The sequence below is a fragment of the Corynebacterium genitalium ATCC 33030 genome, assembly GCF_000143825.1.
GTDB classification, from domain to species: domain Bacteria; phylum Actinomycetota; class Actinomycetes; order Mycobacteriales; family Mycobacteriaceae; genus Corynebacterium; species Corynebacterium genitalium.
Map to the genome: position 1 here is coordinate 1,591,678 of NZ_CM000961.1, position 15,514 is coordinate 1,607,191.

Annotated in this window: 15 protein-coding genes; 10 read left to right on the forward strand and 5 right to left on the reverse strand. The window is 60.9% G+C overall.

The window, feature by feature from the left end; genetic code table 11:
- Window positions 1–28: 28 nt before the first annotated feature.
- Window positions 29–364 carry a hypothetical protein gene (locus HMPREF0291_RS07500; protein WP_005289931.1) on the reverse strand — a complete coding sequence of 112 codons (336 nt, stop codon included), beginning with the start codon at window positions 362–364 and terminating at the stop codon, window positions 29–31.
- 332 nt (window positions 365–696) lie between these two features.
- The gene (locus HMPREF0291_RS07505; protein WP_005289934.1) at window positions 697–1,581 is read right to left on the reverse strand and encodes a peptidylprolyl isomerase; all 885 of its coding nucleotides are present in this window, start codon (window positions 1,579–1,581) and stop codon (window positions 697–699) included.
- Window positions 1,582–1,725: 144 nt separating this feature from the next.
- On the opposite strand from HMPREF0291_RS07505, the gene tpx reads away from it, so the two are divergent.
- From tpx to hisS, 3 genes are read left to right on the forward strand one after another with little or no spacing between them, the layout of a single operon-like run.
- Complete coding sequence (tpx, locus tag HMPREF0291_RS07510; protein ID WP_005289936.1) at window positions 1,726–2,226, forward strand: thiol peroxidase; 501 nt, start codon at window positions 1,726–1,728, stop codon at window positions 2,224–2,226.
- Window positions 2,226–2,885 (forward strand): MBL fold metallo-hydrolase, encoded by a 660-nt coding sequence (locus tag HMPREF0291_RS07515; RefSeq protein WP_005289938.1) that lies wholly within the window; start codon window positions 2,226–2,228, stop codon window positions 2,883–2,885. The genes tpx and HMPREF0291_RS07515 overlap by 1 nt, the downstream gene beginning before the upstream one ends.
- An 11-nt stretch (window positions 2,886–2,896) precedes the next feature.
- The gene (gene hisS / locus HMPREF0291_RS07520; RefSeq protein WP_005289939.1) at window positions 2,897–4,222 is read left to right on the forward strand and encodes a histidine--tRNA ligase; all 1,326 of its coding nucleotides are present in this window, start codon (window positions 2,897–2,899) and stop codon (window positions 4,220–4,222) included.
- A 39-nt stretch (window positions 4,223–4,261) separates the two neighbouring features.
- On the opposite strand, the gene HMPREF0291_RS07525 is transcribed toward hisS, so the two are convergent.
- On the reverse strand, window positions 4,262–4,966 hold the full coding sequence (locus tag HMPREF0291_RS07525; RefSeq protein ID WP_083770287.1) for a hypothetical protein: 705 nt from the start codon (window positions 4,964–4,966) through the stop codon (window positions 4,262–4,264).
- A gap of 367 nt (window positions 4,967–5,333) precedes the next feature.
- Here HMPREF0291_RS07525 and HMPREF0291_RS07530 point away from each other — a divergent pair, with 367 nt between their 5' ends.
- The 6 genes from HMPREF0291_RS07530 to HMPREF0291_RS07555 all read left to right on the forward strand — a co-directional run bounded on the left by HMPREF0291_RS07530 (window position 5,334) and on the right by HMPREF0291_RS07555 (window position 11,594).
- Window positions 5,334–6,452 carry an ABC transporter ATP-binding protein gene (locus HMPREF0291_RS07530; RefSeq protein WP_005289942.1) on the forward strand — a complete coding sequence of 373 codons (1,119 nt, stop codon included), beginning with the start codon at window positions 5,334–5,336 and terminating at the stop codon, window positions 6,450–6,452.
- Window positions 6,453–6,487: 35 nt separating this feature from the next.
- Entirely contained in the window at window positions 6,488–7,768 is a 1,281-nt protein-coding gene (locus HMPREF0291_RS07535) for a DUF4032 domain-containing protein (protein ID WP_005289943.1), read from the forward strand.
- Between the two features lie 10 nt (window positions 7,769–7,778).
- On the forward strand, window positions 7,779–9,122 hold the full coding sequence (locus HMPREF0291_RS07540) for an ABC transporter substrate-binding protein (RefSeq protein ID WP_040423673.1): 1,344 nt from the start codon (window positions 7,779–7,781) through the stop codon (window positions 9,120–9,122).
- A gap of 30 nt (window positions 9,123–9,152) precedes the next feature.
- Window positions 9,153–9,998 carry a carbohydrate ABC transporter permease gene (locus tag HMPREF0291_RS07545; RefSeq protein WP_005289948.1) on the forward strand — a complete coding sequence of 282 codons (846 nt, stop codon included), beginning with the start codon at window positions 9,153–9,155 and terminating at the stop codon, window positions 9,996–9,998.
- Window positions 9,999–10,061: 63 nt separating this feature from the next.
- Window positions 10,062–10,946 (forward strand): carbohydrate ABC transporter permease, encoded by an 885-nt coding sequence (locus HMPREF0291_RS07550; RefSeq protein ID WP_040424420.1) that lies wholly within the window; start codon window positions 10,062–10,064, stop codon window positions 10,944–10,946.
- Window positions 10,947–10,958: 12 nt separating this feature from the next.
- Window positions 10,959–11,594, forward strand: a complete 636-nt coding sequence (locus HMPREF0291_RS07555; protein ID WP_005289951.1) for a MusI family membrane protein — start codon at window positions 10,959–10,961, stop codon at window positions 11,592–11,594.
- 217 nt (window positions 11,595–11,811) lie between these two features.
- Here HMPREF0291_RS07555 and HMPREF0291_RS07560 read toward each other — a convergent pair whose 3' ends face one another.
- Window positions 11,812–12,531 carry a CBS domain-containing protein gene (locus HMPREF0291_RS07560; protein WP_005289953.1) on the reverse strand — a complete coding sequence of 240 codons (720 nt, stop codon included), beginning with the start codon at window positions 12,529–12,531 and terminating at the stop codon, window positions 11,812–11,814.
- A 20-nt stretch (window positions 12,532–12,551) separates the two neighbouring features.
- Entirely contained in the window at window positions 12,552–13,460 is a 909-nt protein-coding gene (ypfJ, locus tag HMPREF0291_RS07565) for a KPN_02809 family neutral zinc metallopeptidase (RefSeq protein ID WP_040423675.1), read from the reverse strand.
- 178 nt (window positions 13,461–13,638) lie between these two features.
- On the opposite strand from ypfJ, the gene aspS reads away from it, so the two are divergent.
- The gene (gene aspS, locus HMPREF0291_RS07570; RefSeq protein ID WP_040424421.1) at window positions 13,639–15,501 is read left to right on the forward strand and encodes an aspartate--tRNA ligase; all 1,863 of its coding nucleotides are present in this window, start codon (window positions 13,639–13,641) and stop codon (window positions 15,499–15,501) included.
- The last annotated feature ends 13 nt before the right edge of the window (window positions 15,502–15,514 follow it).

Genomic DNA, 15,514 nt, shown 5'->3' on the forward strand with positions numbered 1-15,514 from the left:
TAGACCTCGAAGTTCTTCGAAACGAAGGTTACTTCTTGAAGTTCTTGTCGATGAAGGTGAACAGTGCACCCAGAGCGGTGATGATGGCGCTGAAAACGCCGATCCATGCGGTGATCAGTTTCGGATCCAGCTTGCCTTCGTCGTTGGAGGAAAGCTCAGTAACCTCGTCAAGGAAGCTGTTAGCCTCGGCCTCACCGTTCTCGCCCTTGGGGGTGGAGGAACCGCCCACGCCGGCGGAGGAACCGAGCTTAGAGCTGCTGGTGTTGTTGTCGGCAGGCTCCTCAGCGAAAGCCGGAACGGTCATGCCGGAGATGGAAACGGTGGCGGCGGTTGCAGCGGCGAGGAGGCCCTTGCGGATCTTCATGTGAATGCCTTTCAGAAGAAGCTCGTTATGTCGGTGGTTACCTTACATATCGGGTATCAGGCGGGCAAGGTGGTTCACAGGCAATTCACCACATTTGGACGGATTCTCCTTTGGAACCGGGCAAATCTGTGTTTGAGCTCAAAAGTTACTAGTAGGGCGGTCCATTGTTTGCCCGGCCAGAGAAAACCGGCTGACGTGGTGATTGCCTATGTGCTTGAGGGAATGGTGGATGTTTGCTGTGGGGTAGCTGGGAGCGTCGTAAAGCGAAAAGCAAAAGGAAGTCCCCCGCCACTGTGATGAAGATCACGAAGCGGGGGAGGGGGCTTGGGGTGTTATCCGACCGTTGCGGAGGTGATCCGGACTTCCTCAGCCGGGGTGCCGTCGCCCGGGCTCATCATGCCCATCGCCTCTTCTTCATTCTCCGGCTCCTTCACGCCCTTCTCGGCGATCTTGTCCAGAGTCGCCAGGCCTTCGTCGCTGATGGTGCCGAAGTAGGTGTACGCCGGCGGGAGCGGAGAATCCTGGTAGTTGAGGAAGAACTGGGAACCATTCGAGCCCGGTCCGGAGTTGGCCATGGCGATGGTGCCGCGCTCGTAAAGGGAGGTCATGTTCTCGTTCTCGGCTGGGTCATCGACCGGGTACTCATCGGCGAACTTGAAGCCCGGGCCACCGGAACCGGTGCCGGACGGGTCACCGCACTGCAGAACATGAATGCCCTCAGTGGTGATGCGGTGGCAGATGGTGTCGTCGTAGTAGCCCTCTTTCGCCAGGTACTCGATCGCGTTGACCGTGCACGGGGAGACGGAACGGTCCAGCGTCATGCCGATCGGGCCGGCAGACGTGTCCAGGGTGATGTCCACCGTGCCCTGGGTGGAGACGTTCTCCTGCTCCGGCAGGCCCTTGAAGAACTCGTCCGTGCCGTCCTCTTCGTAGGTGCAAGAGACTGTCTCTTCCAACGGCTCGGAGCGTTGGCGGGACAGGGCCACCGGGTCCATCTCCTGCTGCTCCTCGGTCTGTTCCTGTTCCTCGGCCGAGATCTCTTCGTCATCACTGCCCCAGGTTGCGGCCAAGTAGATGCCGCCACCGACAAGCGCAATCACCAGCAGCGACAGGGCCGCAATAGTCCAGGGGCGCTGCTGCTCCTTGCGGTCGCGCGCCTTGATCTCGCGGTCGAGCTCTTTCAGAGCATCCTTACCGCGCTGTGCATTGTTGGTCACGTGAACTCCCTTTAAGTAATGGGCCTAGGTGGTCGAATGCATAAAAAGACTAGTCGGTGGGTGCTTCGCGGGGGTGCGATGGGTCGCGAGTCGAGTGTTCAGCGATCGTGGCGGGATTGCGCGCCCTTATTTACTGTGGGGCGCATGGATAAGGTGACATTCCGCAACGAACCGACCACGACCTCTGGTGAACTGCCTGCAGTGGGCTCCGCAATCCCGTCTTTCGAACTCGTCGGCGGCGACATGGGCACTGTCCGCGACTCCGACTTCGCTGGCAAGAAACTAGTGCTCAACATCTTCCCATCCCTGGATACTGGCGTGTGCGCTCAGTCCGTGCGCACGTTCAACAAGCTCGCCGCTGATGTCGACGACACCGTGGTGCTGTGCATCTCCAAGGACCTGCCGTTTGCACAGCAGCGTTTCTGCGCGGCTGAGGGGATCGACAACGTTGTTGCCGCCTCCGCATTCCGTTCCACCTTCGGCGAGGACTACGGCGTGGTCATGCAGGGTTCGCCCATCGAGGGGCTGCTCGCGCGCTCCGTCGTGGTGACCGATGCGGACCACAACGTCGTGCACACCGAACTCGTCGGTGAGATCGCGAACGAGCCCGACTACGACGCGGCCAAGGAAGCGCTGGGCAAGTAATGCAACTTTCTGGTTTCACTGCCGGGCCATTTCAGACCAATACCTACGTCGTGGTCGGCACGGCGGACGGGTCTGACCGGCCGGCGGCGTTTGTTGTGGACCCGGGGCTCGGCACCGTCAATAAGGTGCGCGAACTTTTGGGGCAGTTCGGTGCGCAGCTTGAGTGCGTTGTACTCACCCACGGTCACATTGATCACACCCGTGAGTGTGCTGAGTTCGACGTGCCCGTCTACATTCACCCCGACGATGAGGTCATGCTCGACCCGAAGTGGGGCGCACCCGGCCAGTTCGCGCAGCTTTTCCGCACCGACGACATGAAGATGCCGGAAGATCTGCGCCACCTTGAGGCTGGCTCCACGATGACGTTCGCCGGGATCGATTTTCGGATCGTTCACGCGCCCGGTCACTCACCGGGGTCAACGATCCTTGTCAACGACGAGGAGAACGTGGCATTGACTGGCGACGTTCTTTTTGCCGGAACGATCGGCCGCACAGATCTACCACTCGGCGACCCGGCTGCAATGAATGAGTCTTTGGCGGGGCCCGTGTGGGATCTCGACGACTCGCTCACCCTTCTGCCCGGCCACGGCGCAGCCACCACAATGGACAAGGAACGTCGGACGAACCCGTTTCTCATCGAGGCACGCTCCGCGCGCTAAGATCGACCGACGTGAGCAACACTGGCCAGCCCGAAAAGACCGAGAAGTTTCAGCCGCTGAGCGCCCCGAAGGGCGTGCCGGATTACGTCCCGCCGACGTCCGCCACGTTCCATGCGGTCCGCTCCGAGTTCGTCCGCCAGGCGCAGCTGGCTGGTTACCAGCACATCGAGTTGCCGATTTTTGAGGACACCACGCTCTTCGCACGCGGCGTCGGCGAGTCCACCGATGTGGTTTCGAAGGAGATGTACACCTTCGCCGACCGCGGTGACCGCTCTGTCACACTGCGCCCGGAGGGCACAGCTGGCGTCATGCGCGCCGTCATCGAGCACAATCTCGACCGCGGCCAGCTACCGGTCAAGCTCAACTACTATGGCCCGTTCTTCCGCTACGAGCGCCCGCAAGCCGGCCGCTACCGCCAGCTCCAGCAGGTCGGTGTGGAAGCGATCGGTGTTGATGATCCGCTTCTCGACGTTGAAGTGATCGCCCTGGCAGATCGCTGCTACCGCGCCGTGGGCCTGACCGGCTACCGCCTCGAGCTAACCAGCCTGGGGGATAGCACCTGCCGCCCGGCCTATCGCCAGAAACTGCAGGACTTCCTCCTGGACCTTCCGCTGGATGAAGAAACCCGTCACCGCGCCCAGATCAACCCCTTGCGTGTCCTGGACGACAAGCGCCCCGAGGTCCAGGAGATGACCGCTGACGCGCCGCTCATGCTCGACCACTTGAGTGATGAGTGCCGTGCGCATTTCGAGACGGTCACCGGCTCGCTCGATGACCTCGGTATCGCCTACACGATCAATCCGCGCATGGTCCGCGGCCTGGACTACTACACCAAGACGTGCTTCGAGTTCGTTCACGACGGCCTTGGCGCACAGTCCGGCATCGGTGGGGGTGGGCGCTATGACGGCCTCATGGCCCAGATCGGCGGCCAAGACCTCTCCGGCATCGGCTTCGGCCTAGGCGTGGACCGCACTGTGCTCGCTCTGGAAGCTGAAGGAGTGCAGATCGAGGGTGTTGACCAGCGCGTCGTCGCATACGGCGTGGGCATTGGGGAACAGGCCCAGAAGCGTATGGCATTGCTTATCGACGAGCTCCGCGCCAACGGCATCTCCGCCGACATGTCCTACGGTGGACGCGGTCTCAAGGGAGCCATGAAGGGTGCAGACCGTTCCGGAGCAGGAGCTGCCCTGGTCCTGGGCGAGCGCGAACTCGAAGCCGGTGAGATCACTGTCAAGAACCTCGAGGACCAAACTCAGAAGACCGTTGCCCTCGACGTTCACGAGATCATCGACGCGATCTTCATCCCCGACGATGCCAATGAACCTGGTGAGGTTTAGCCTTTCATCAACTGCGTTCACCTTGGCGTCTGTTCGGTATCATTCGAACTCTTCGAATGCCTTACGCGCACTGAGAATCGTGCTGTGGGCAACAGCGTAGTTGCCAGCTCCGCCGATCACGGCACCGAATCCAAAAGGAAGTACTTTGCCCAGTTGAATGACTCCGCGCTGGCTGAACTTGGTGACAAAATAGGGACCCAGTTTCTTATTGATGCTTCGCACCGTCTGCATGGGAATCTGCTGAACCGCCTTCTTGCCCAAATGCTGCCCAGTGGTTTCTGCTGCGCGGGTAGCCACTCCTGTAGCGCTGCCCCCTAACAAAACGGTCATGACTAGACCCCTCTGACGCTCTATGTCTTCTAGATCGAGGTCATAAAGCCTCGCGAGAGCAAGAATGTACCTCGCTGCACTCGTGATGAACCATGCCATATCCCCAGTTGCGGCCGCTAACCCTACGAACGTGCCTACTCCAGGTGCTGCGCTACTAGCTCCGGTGGCGACACCAGTGACAGTCACACTTTGCCGAAAATCGCGTTCCAGCTGGTTTGCAAGTTCTTTTGTACTCGCTGTTGGACGCTTCGTTCGCAAAGCTTCGACGCGCCGCGCGCTCAGGCTGGCTCCCTTAACGAGAGCCTCGTCCAGAGCTTTCATTAGGGGGTGAGTCCGGGCGTGTTCAACCTCTTTCGACGATTTGTCATGATCATCTTTCTGCGGATCGAATCCGGTAGCGTCTTGTAAGCCCATTGCCAGCCTCCATTGGTGTCATATGCTTGTCGGTTGGCAGGGGCCAGACCTGACTACTTTCGCTGTAAAGCTTAACCGTAGATTTCGAACCGTCGACGCAAAATTAATGACAACGTGGATTCCGCCCATTTGAACCAAGAGTCAGTGGAGTAGTTCAGCAAGCATCCACGGACCCGGCGACTTCGCATATGGCGTTGGGGTGTCCAGGACAGCAGATGGATGATCGCGTGCGTGAATGCGGGGGTAGTGGGGGTGAGTAAGCCCATAGCTGCAGAATGCCTTGGAAGTGAATCGCCGATGTTAAGGTCAACCTAAGGTTTGATGAAAACTAAACCGATGGGTTCGCCGGCTAACAGAGGAGAAGCATATGGCAACGGTGATCTACGACAAGGCCACGAGGATTTATCCGAAGGCGGTCAAACCAAGCGTCGATAAGCTCGATCTTGAAATTGCGGACGGTGAGTTTCTTGTTCTCGTTGGGCCGTCTGGCTCCGGAAAATCCACCGCGCTGCGCATGCTAGCGGGCTTGGAGGAGACGAACGAGGGGCGCATTCTGATCGGCGACCGCGATGTCACGAACGAGTCGCCAAAAGACCGCGACATCGCCATGGTCTTCCAGAACTACGCCCTGTACCCGCACATGACCGTGCGCGAGAACATGGGTTTTGCCCTGAAGATCGCGGGCATGGATAAGGGCGATATCGATCGACGCGTCGAGGAAGCCGCGAAAACGCTCGACCTGACTGAGTACCTCGACCGCAAACCGAAGGCGCTGTCCGGTGGTCAGCGTCAGCGTGTGGCCATGGGGCGCGCCATCGTACGCGAGCCGCAGGTCTTCCTCATGGATGAGCCACTGTCCAACTTGGATGCGAAGCTGCGTGTGCAGACCCGTACCCAGATTGCCAGCCTCCAGCGCCGCATGGGTGTGACCACCATTTACGTCACTCACGACCAGACCGAGGCCTTGACCATGGGCGACCGGATCGCTGTGCTCAACTTCGGTGTGCTGCAGCAGGTGGGCACCCCGCGCGAGCTGTATGAGGAGCCCGTCAACGTCTTCGTCGCCGGATTCATCGGTTCTCCGGCGATGAACCTGTCCACGTTCAATGTTGAAGGCAATGTGGCGCGACTCGGCGATGCATCCATCCCGCTCGCATCTGAGCACGTTCAGGCTCTCACGCCGGAGGACAACAACCAGATCATCATCGGGTTCCGCCCGGAGGCTCTGACCGTTGTTCCGGAGACCACCGAGCACACTGTGCCCGTTGAGGTCGATTTCATCGAGGAACTCGGCTCCGATTCCTTCATCTACGGTCACCTGGTCGGCGGCGAGTGGCGCGAAGAGGGCGTGGACGATTCCGCGGCAGGCCAGATTGTGGTGCGCGTGGCACCGATGTCCGGGATCAAAGACGGTGACATCATTCACGTCACCGTCAATGAGGGCGGCCTGCACGTGTTCTCCAAGGCCACCGGGAAAAGGATCTAGAACAAGCCGCGCTTTCGGCGCGGGGTGAAGTGACCATGTCAGAGAAAATGAGCATCCAGTCGCCGGCGTATGCCAAGGTGCTGCTTCGCCTGCCATGGTCCACCCCGCTGGAGAAATGGCCGGCTGAGCTGCTCGCTGCGCACCCGCGGGGTATCTCGCGGCATACGGTTCGACTGATTTCTGCCGGGGGAGCGGCTCTGGCCATCAAAGAGATCGGCGAGTCAGTGGCGTACCACGAGTACCGCACGCTGAAAAAGCTCCGTACCCTCGACATTCCGTGTGTGACCCCGGTCGCTGTCGTGGCTAACCGCACCAGCGCGTCGGGGGAAGAGCAACTCACACCGTGCCTGGTCACGGAGCACCTGGAATTCTCGTTGCCGTACCGCGACGTGTTCAGCCGGGCACTGGGTCCAGAGACGGTGAGCAAGCTGATTCGCGCACTCGCGGTGCTGCTCGTTCGCCTTCACCTGCTGAACTTCTATTGGGGCGACGTGTCGTTGTCGAACACCTTGTTCCGCCGCGACGCAGACGAGTTCTCCGCGTACCTGGTTGACGCTGAGACTGGTGAGTTTCACGAGCCGCTCTCGCGCGGCCGCAGGCTTTACGACGTCGAGCTCGCCCGGGTCAACATCATCGGCGAACTCATGGACCTTCAAGCAGGTGGATACATCGACGCCGCTGTGGATGTCATCGCCCTCGGCAATGCCGTCGACGCGATCTACCACGAACTGTGGGGCCTCATGACGGAGGAGCTGGTTGTCGAAGGTGACGCGTTCGCTCAGATTGCTGAGCACGTGGAGAAGATTCACGCCCTCGGCTTCGACATCGGTGAGACCGAGATCAGCCATGAGAGTAGGACCGGTGCTGACAACGAGACCGTCGATGTCTACCGTGTGAGCATCGAGCCGGCAGTGTTCTCCACTGGTTTCCATCGCCGCAAGCTCAAACAACTCACTGGGTTGGACGTCCAGGACAGGCAAGCGCAGCGGTTGCTGGGTGAGATGGAGGTCTACCGGGCGCTCCACCACGACGGTGCACTGTCCCAAGAGGAAGTCGCGCTCGACTGGTTGGTGAACCGGTACGATCCGATCGTCGCGCTCACGCCGCCCGCATTGCGCGCGAAGCTTGAGCCCGTCCAAGTCTTCCACGAAATTCTGGACCACCGCTGGTTCGTCTCCGAAAACGAGTCGCGCTACGTTCCCCTCGACGAAGCAGCCCAATCCTACTTCCGCACCATCCTGCCCGCCCGGCCCGATGAGGCGCGCATTTACACTGCTGAAACCCAAGATCTTGAAACGACGATCGATGATGAGTGAGGTACATTCCATGCAATCGACCACCCGCGTACTGGCGGCTGTTGCTGCCGTCGGGTTGAGCGCGTCGCTGCTCACTGCCTGCGGGCAAAACAACGGCCCGAACGTGTATTACCTGAACTTCAAACCGGAGCAGGCCGAGGCATTCGAGAAGATCGCCGAGGAATACACCGCAGAGACCGGAGTGCCGGTCAAAGTAGTCACCGCTGCCTCCGGTTCCTACATGCAGACGCTCAAGGCCGAGATGGCCAAGTCCAACGCGCCGACGCTGTTCCAGATCAACGGCCAAGAAGGCTACGGCATCTGGAAGGATTATCTGGCTGACATGTCCGACTTCGAGATTGCCACGTCGCTGCAGGATGACGCGCAGCCCATCACTGATCCGGACGGCAAGATCGTGGGCGTTCCCTTCGCGATGGAGGGCTTCGGCATTCTCTACAACGAAGAGATCATGGAAGCCTACTTCGCGCTTCCTGATGCGAAGGTCACCTCGATGGAGGAGCTCAATTCCTTCGACGACTTGAAGGTCGTGGCGGAAGACATGCAGGCGCGCAAAGACGAGCTGGGCATCGAGGGCGTGTTCGCGGCGACCTCGCTCGGAGCCGGCGAAGAGTGGCGGTGGACGAACCACCTCATGAACGGCCCGCTGCACTACGAGATTGAAGACCGCGGTGTCCAAGACTTCTCTGATCTGCGGGAGCTTGAGTTCACCTACGGCGAGAATTACCACAACCTGCTCGACTTGTACTTGGAAAACTCCACCGTCAACCCCAGCTTGGCGCCTGCCCGCGCGGTGTCCGATGCGATGGCGGAATTCGCCACTGGCAAGGCCGCGATGGTCCAGAACGGCAACTGGGCCTGGGGCCAGATTTCCGGGGAGGGCGGCAACACCGTCAAAGAGGACAAGATCAAGTTCATGCCCATGTACATGGGGCTGCCGAACGAGGAAGAAGTCGGACTCAACGTGGGCACTGAGAACTTCCTGTCAGTCAACAACAAGGCCAGCGAAGAAGACCAGCAGGCCACGCAAGACTTCCTTGACTGGCTCTTCCTGTCCGAACGCGGCAAGGAGCTCGTCATCAACGAGTTGGGCTTCATCGCCCCGTTTGAGAACTACGGCATCGACGACGTTCCAGAAGATCCGCTTGCACGCCAAGTGCAGGAAGCGCTTAACGACGACTCCGTCGAGGCCCTCCCGTGGGACTTCCAGTACTCACCGAACCAGCAGTTCCGCGACCTGTACGGCCAGAACCTTGCGCAGTACGCCAACGGAAACATGTCGTGGGAGGACCTCGTGCGCAAGCTCAAAGAGGACTGGACGTACGAGATGGACAACCAGATCGCCTTGATGGATTAGGCGGACCGGGAGCAACCAAGGGACCACACCATGCAAGAGACACTGAAGAAATATTTCCCCATCTTCGTGCTGCCGACACTGATCGCATTCGGCATCGCGTTCTTCGTGCCGTTCCTCGTCGGTACGGCGCTATCATTCACTGACTTCACCACTATTACCGATGCCACCTGGGTCGGCCTGGACAACTATGCGCGCGTTTTCTCCGAGCGTGAAGGGTTCGTTTCAGCGCTGCTCTTCACCATCCTGGTGGCGGTGGTGTCCATCATCACCGTCAACGTCATCGCCTTCGCAATCGCGTGGACGCTGACGCGGAAACTGCGCGGCACCAACTTCTTCCGCACGGTGTTCTTCATGCCGAACCTGATCGGCGGCATCGTGCTCGGTTACACCTGGCAGTCGATGATCAACGCTGTGCTGGCGAACTACGAGACCACGATCGCCGCAGACTGGCGCTTCGGATACGCCGGCCTGATCATGCTGATGAACTGGCAGCTCATCGGGTACATGATGATCATCTACATCGCCGGGCTCCAGAACGTCCCGCCGGAACTCATCGAGGCCGCTGAGATCGACGGTGTGTCCAAATGGGAAGAGCTGCGTCACGTGACCATTCCGCTGATGATGCCGTCAATCACCATCTGCTTGTTCCTGACGCTGTCGAACACGTTCAAGGTCTACGACCAGAACTTGGCGCTTACCGACGGCGCACCCGGAGGCGAGACCGAAATGGTCGCCCTCAACATTGTCAAGACCATGTTCAACCGCGTGGGCGCCGAAGGCGTGGGGCAGGCGAAGGCAGTCATCTTCGTCGTCGTAGTCGTCGCCATCGCAATGTTCCAGCTGCGCGCCACCCGCAGCCGGGAAGTGGAGGCTTAAATCATGACTACCAGCATCAACGCAACCGATAAAGCTGTCGAAGGAGAGACTGAAGCAGCCGGGATGAAGACGCCGTCGAAAAGCAACAAACGCGCCGCTGCCGACGAATCCACAGTGTCCGGCGGTGCGAAGGTCCTCATTTATGCAGTGCTGATCTTCCTGACCGTTGTGTTCCTCGGGCCGATCTTCTTCATCCTGTTGAACTCGTTCAAAGACCGTTTCGCCATTTCCACCAACCCGTTCGCGCTGCCGGTGGGTGAGCTGTGGGCTGGGCTGACCAACTACGTCACTGGTGTGCAGGGCGAAGGGTTTGGATGGGCGATCGTGTGGTCGTTCGTGATCACGATTAGCTCTGTCGTGGTGATCGTGTTCTTCTCCGCGATGACCGCCTACTACATCACCCGTGTGAAGACGTGGTGGACCAACGGCCTGTACTACGCCTTCGTGTTCTCGATGGTCATCCCGTTCCAGATGGTCATGTTCCCGACTGTCGTCATCGCCGACCGGCTCGGCTTGGCCAACCCGCTGGGCATGGTCGTGCTCTACCTCGGCTTCGGTGCCGGATTGTCCGTGTTCATGTTCTCCGGATTCGTGAAATCCATTCCGCTCGAGATTGAGGAGGCCGCCTACATCGATGGGTGCTCGCCGCTGGCGACGTTCTTCCGCGTTGTCCTTCCGATGCTCAAGCCCACGGCCATCACCGTGGCCATCCTCAACGCCATGTGGATCTGGAACGACTACCTCCTGCCGTACCTGGTCATCGGCCTGTCCACCCCGTACCGCACCATCCCGGTTGTCATCCAGCAGTTCATCGGATCCCAGGGCGACCGCGACCTCGGTGCGATGATGGCCATGCTGGTGCTGGCCATCACCCCGATCATCATCTTCTACGTCGCCGCACAGAAGCACATCATCGAAGGCGTCGCCGCAGGTGCTGTGAAGGGCTAGCTGCGAGAGCACATGCAGATCTTCCACCCCGACTCGAAGTTCATGGCGGCGTTCACGCTGCTCGCGGACATCGTGATCCTCAACATGCTGTTGGTGGTCACATCCTTACCGGTGGTGACCGGGGGTGCCGCGTGGCGCGCCGCGAACGCCGTGGTCGGGGACATGGTGCAGGGGCGGGGATCCCGTTATGGGCTCATGTTCATCCGGCACCTCACCGTGCGGTGGAAGAGCGTATCCCTCTACTGGATCCTGCTGCTTCTGGCGGGTGCGCTGCTGGTTTACCAGCAATTCGTGGTGTTCCAAGCTGGTATCGACGGTGCTGCACTCACCGTCATTCAAGGGCTTGCTCTCTCCGGGGCGATCATGATCGCCGGCATCACGGTGTGGTTCTTTGCCCTCGCCTCATTGCCTGCGGAGGAGGACCGGGATGGTTTCGTGGAACTGGCTACAGCTGCGATTCAGAACACGTTCCGGTTCCTCGGCCGCACAGTCATCGCTGTCCTTGTCGTGGCAGGAGCAGCGCTTGTCGCGATCAAACTGCCGGTTGCCCTATCAGTGCCACTGGCGTTCTTCTTCATTCCCGCCGTTGCGCTGTACCTCGTGCGACTCGTGCTGGCGCGCCCGCTCGGGCAGGAGCTCGCTGATTAAACCCGGGGGCCGGGGTGGCGGGCGCGAGCGCGTTCAGGGAGCCGCATTTTCGTGCCGTCCACGCGTCAAGTAACTCCTGTCCCATAAGTAACAACTGAACTGGGCGTTTGTGCAGCCGATTTCAACGGCACGAAAATCACAAAGCCTTTATATGTTCACGGCGGGGCGGGATGAACCGGGAGCGTTCGTTCCGGGGGCTGCGGTGAGGGGCCGGGGGCTAAGCGGCGTCGAAAAGCGCGGGCAAATTGGAGGCAGTAACCACGCACAGCGGCTGCTGGTTCGGGTTCCCGTGCTCGGTGATGATGACCAAGCGGGGGAGTGTGCGCTCGTTGCCGGGCGAGGTGAGCGCGTGAATGACCTCGACTGCAGTGGCAGTGCGCGGCATGAAGATCGCGTGGTCTTTGGGCTCATTGTGGGAGAGGATCTCTCCGACGGGCTTGGCGCTAATGGTGTCGTCTTCAGCCAGGTCCTCAGCGAGCCAGCGAGCGATGGTGTTTGTGGTGAGGACACCAATGCACTGGCGGTCGTCGTAAACGGGGAACTGGGAGATACCGGTGTCACGGATGACGCGCAGGGGCTCGTGAATGTCGTCATCGGGTGAGAACGTGATCACGTCCTGGTGGCCGAGGATGTCGATGGCCAGCGGGGGATCGAGAAGCTGGTCGCGGATCCGCTCGATCTCCGCGACCGTCTCCGCCAGCGGCTCGGCGATGGGGCGGAAGTCCTGCCACTCACCATGGCTAATGGCGTTGCGGAGGCTGGCGAACTCTTTCAGGTCGTTGGCCTGGGCGGGGGTGACAATGTTCTTCTTCTCCGCCTTGGAGACCATCCAGTTGAAGCTGTCCGACTTCTTCGCGTCCAAAGCGGTGCGGAGAAAGCTCTCAATGTCGTTGAAGGCGGCCATGAAGGGGACGGCACGGTTGGTGGGTTCGCTCATAACTACTCAGTGAAAGGGGTCTACTTGTAGGCGCCGCGGTTTAGGGTGTCGCACTGGGACATGGAGCCGGAGTTGTAGCCGGCGAGGAAGAGCTGCTGGCGCTGCTCGGATGAACCGTGGGTCCACGCGTCAGGGTTGACCTCGCGGCCCGACTGCTCCTGGATGTGGTCGTCGCCGATCGCGCGGGCGGTCTGGACTGCTTGCTTGACCTGCTCTTCAGTGATCGGTTCCAGCATGGCGTCCTCGCCCTTGTCGGCGCGGGATGCCCACACACCGGCGTAGCAGTCGGCTTGCAGCTCAATGGCGACCGCAGCAGAGTCTTCGCCTGGGTTGTTGTAGTCACTCAGGCCCAGGGTGCCTTCGAGGTTCTGAAGGTGGTGGCCCCACTCGTGGGCGACGACGTACATCTGTGACAGAGAGCCGTCAGAACCGCCCATGCGCTCGAGCTGGTTGTAAAAGCTCACGTCAATATAGATCGTCTTGTCCCGCGGGCAGTAGAACGGGCCGGTGTCAGCGCTGGCGAAACCGCAGCCGGTCTGTACGTCGCCTTCAAACATGCGCATGTTCGGCATGGAGTAGTCGATGCCCGCCTGCTCCGGCAGGACCCCGCCCCAAATGTTGTTCAAAGAATCTGCGGTGGCAGCAGCGCGGCACTCCGGAATCTCGTTGACAGCACCTTCGCGCTGGCACTGGGCCAGATCGAAGCCGTCGCCACCCTGCTCGCTGTGCTGGCCCTGGCCTTGCGGGGCGGGCGATGTACCGCCGCCACCGCCCCCGCCGCCCAGCAAGAGGAACAAAGCGACGAGGACCAGGGTGCCCAGTCCGCCGCCGCCAACCATGATGGGCATACCGCCACCGCCACGGCGGCCGCTGCCGCCGGAGGTGCTTACACCTTGACCCGTCGGGGTCACACCGCTCTTGAACGTCATACGTGAATTGTGCCACAGCATCGCGCCACTGCTGCCGTGAACTGCCACAGCACCGGGTCATAGTCGACGCGAACCGTGGAGAACAGCCGTTCGTGGGAGTGGTCGGGCCATTGGGTAGACTCGCGGGAGTTAAACGCAATCGTTCAAGCTCGAAACGTGGAAGGACGTGGAGTACACCGTGCTGCGCACTCACCTTGCGGGAGATCTCCGTAAAGACATGGACGGCCAGACCGTCACCCTCACCGGCTGGGTTGGTCGTCGCCGTGACCACGGCGGCGTGATCTTCATTGATTTGCGTGACCGTTCCGGTTACGCGCAGGTGGTCTTCCGTGAGTCTGATGTCGCTGAGGCCGCTCACGACCTGCGCAGCGAGTTCTGTGTCAAGGTCACCGGTGTGGTGGAACCGCGTCCGGAGGGCTCTGCAAACCCGAACCTGGCCTCTGGGGAGATCGAGGTCAACGCCACCGAGCTTGAGGTGCTGTCCAAGTCTGCGGCCTTGCCGTTCCAGGTCGAAGACTTCTCTTCCGGCGAGGTCGGCGAGGAAACCCGCCTGCGCTACCGCTACCTGGATCTGCGCCGTGAGCGCCAGGCCGAAGCCCTGCGTTTGCGCTCGAAGGCCAACAAGGCTGCCCGCGACGTGCTGAGCAAGCACGAGTTCGTGGAAATCGAAACCCCGACGCTGACGCGTTCCACCCCGGAAGGTGCCCGTGACTTCCTCGTCCCGGCCCGTCTGCGCCCGGGTTCCTGGTACGCGCTGCCGCAGTCGCCGCAGCTGTTCAAGCAGCTGCTCATGGTGGCCGGCATGGAGCGCTACTTCCAAATCGCGCGCTGCTACCGCGACGAGGACTTCCGCGCCGACCGCCAGCCGGAATTCACCCAGCTGGATATTGAGGCCAGCTTTGTCGACCAGGACGACATTATTGAGCTCGCCGAGGAAATCGTGGTGGAGCTGTGGAAGCTCATCGGCTACGAGATCCCCACACCGATTCCGCGCATGACCTACAAGGAAGCGATGGAGAAGTACGGCTCCGACAAGCCGGACCTGCGCTTCGACATCGAGCTGGTGGAGTGCACCGACTTCTTCAAGGACACCACCTTCCGCGTCTTCCAGAACGAGTACGTCGGCGCCGTCGTCATGGAGGGCGGTGCCTCCCAGCCGCGCCGCCAGCTCGACGCTTGGCAGGAATGGGCAAAGCAACGCGGCGCCAAGGGCCTGGCGTACATCCTCATCGGGGAGGACGGCGAGCTGTCTGGTCCCGTGGCAAAGAACATCACCGACGCTGAGCGCGAAGGCATTGCCGCGCACGTGGGCGCGAAGCCGGGCGACTGCATCTTCTTCGCCGCCGGCGACACGAAATCTTCGCGTGCGCTTCTCGGTGCCGCACGCGGTGAGATCGCCAACAAGCTCGGGCTTATCGACGATGACGCGTGGGCCTTCACCTGGGTCGTCGACGCCCCGATGTTCGAGCCCGCAGCGGACGCCACGGCATCCGGCGACGTCGCATTGGGCAACTCCCAGTGGACGGCCGTGCACCACGCCTTCACCTCGCCGAAGCCGGAGTACCTGGACAGCTTTGACAAGGAGCCGGGTGAGGCTCTGGCCTACGCCTACGACATTGTCTGCAACGGTAACGAGATCGGCGGCGGCTCGATCCGTATCCACAACCAGGATGTGCAAAAGCGCGTCTTCGACGTCATGGGCATTGGTGATGAGGAAGCGCAGGAGAAGTTCGGCTTCCTGCTCGACGCTTTCTCCTTCGGAGCCCCGCCCCACGGCGGCATCGCCTTCGGCTGGGACCGCATTGTCTCCCTGCTGGGCGGCTTCGACTCCATCCGCGACGTCATCGCTTTCCCGAAGTCCGGCGGCGGCGTCGACCCGCTGACGGACGCTCCGGGACCGATTCCGGCTGCACAGCGCAAGGAGACCGGAGTTGACTTCAAGCCGGAGAAGAAGCCGAATGAGGCTGCTGCGGGCGCGGACAACGAGGTGAAACTCGGCGACGAAGCGTCCCTCAATGAAGCAGGCACGCCCGGCCAGTAGCGAGGGCACACGC

Excerpts from the sequence above, each read along its gene's own strand:
- HMPREF0291_RS07540 (WP_040423673.1), top strand. The coding sequence starts at position 7,779 with ATGCAATCGACCACCCGCGTACTGGCGGCTGTTGCTGCCGTCGGGTTG.
- HMPREF0291_RS07515 (WP_005289938.1), top strand. The coding sequence starts at position 2,226 with ATGCAACTTTCTGGTTTCACTGCCGGGCCATTTCAGACCAATACCTAC.
- HMPREF0291_RS07530 (WP_005289942.1), top strand. The coding sequence starts at position 5,334 with ATGGCAACGGTGATCTACGACAAGGCCACGAGGATTTATCCGAAGGCG.
- HMPREF0291_RS07555 (WP_005289951.1), top strand. The coding sequence starts at position 10,959 with ATGCAGATCTTCCACCCCGACTCGAAGTTCATGGCGGCGTTCACGCTG.
- HMPREF0291_RS07525 (WP_083770287.1), bottom strand. The coding sequence starts at position 4,966 with ATGGGCTTACAAGACGCTACCGGATTCGATCCGCAGAAAGATGATCAT.
- HMPREF0291_RS07500 (WP_005289931.1), bottom strand. The coding sequence starts at position 364 with ATGAAGATCCGCAAGGGCCTCCTCGCCGCTGCAACCGCCGCCACCGTT.
- tpx (WP_005289936.1), top strand. The coding sequence starts at position 1,726 with ATGGATAAGGTGACATTCCGCAACGAACCGACCACGACCTCTGGTGAA.
- HMPREF0291_RS07545 (WP_005289948.1), top strand. The coding sequence starts at position 9,153 with ATGCAAGAGACACTGAAGAAATATTTCCCCATCTTCGTGCTGCCGACA.
- HMPREF0291_RS07535 (WP_005289943.1), top strand. The coding sequence starts at position 6,488 with ATGTCAGAGAAAATGAGCATCCAGTCGCCGGCGTATGCCAAGGTGCTG.
- HMPREF0291_RS07550 (WP_040424420.1), top strand. The coding sequence starts at position 10,062 with ATGAAGACGCCGTCGAAAAGCAACAAACGCGCCGCTGCCGACGAATCC.
- ypfJ (WP_040423675.1), bottom strand. The coding sequence starts at position 13,460 with ATGACGTTCAAGAGCGGTGTGACCCCGACGGGTCAAGGTGTAAGCACC.
- HMPREF0291_RS07560 (WP_005289953.1), bottom strand. The coding sequence starts at position 12,531 with ATGAGCGAACCCACCAACCGTGCCGTCCCCTTCATGGCCGCCTTCAAC.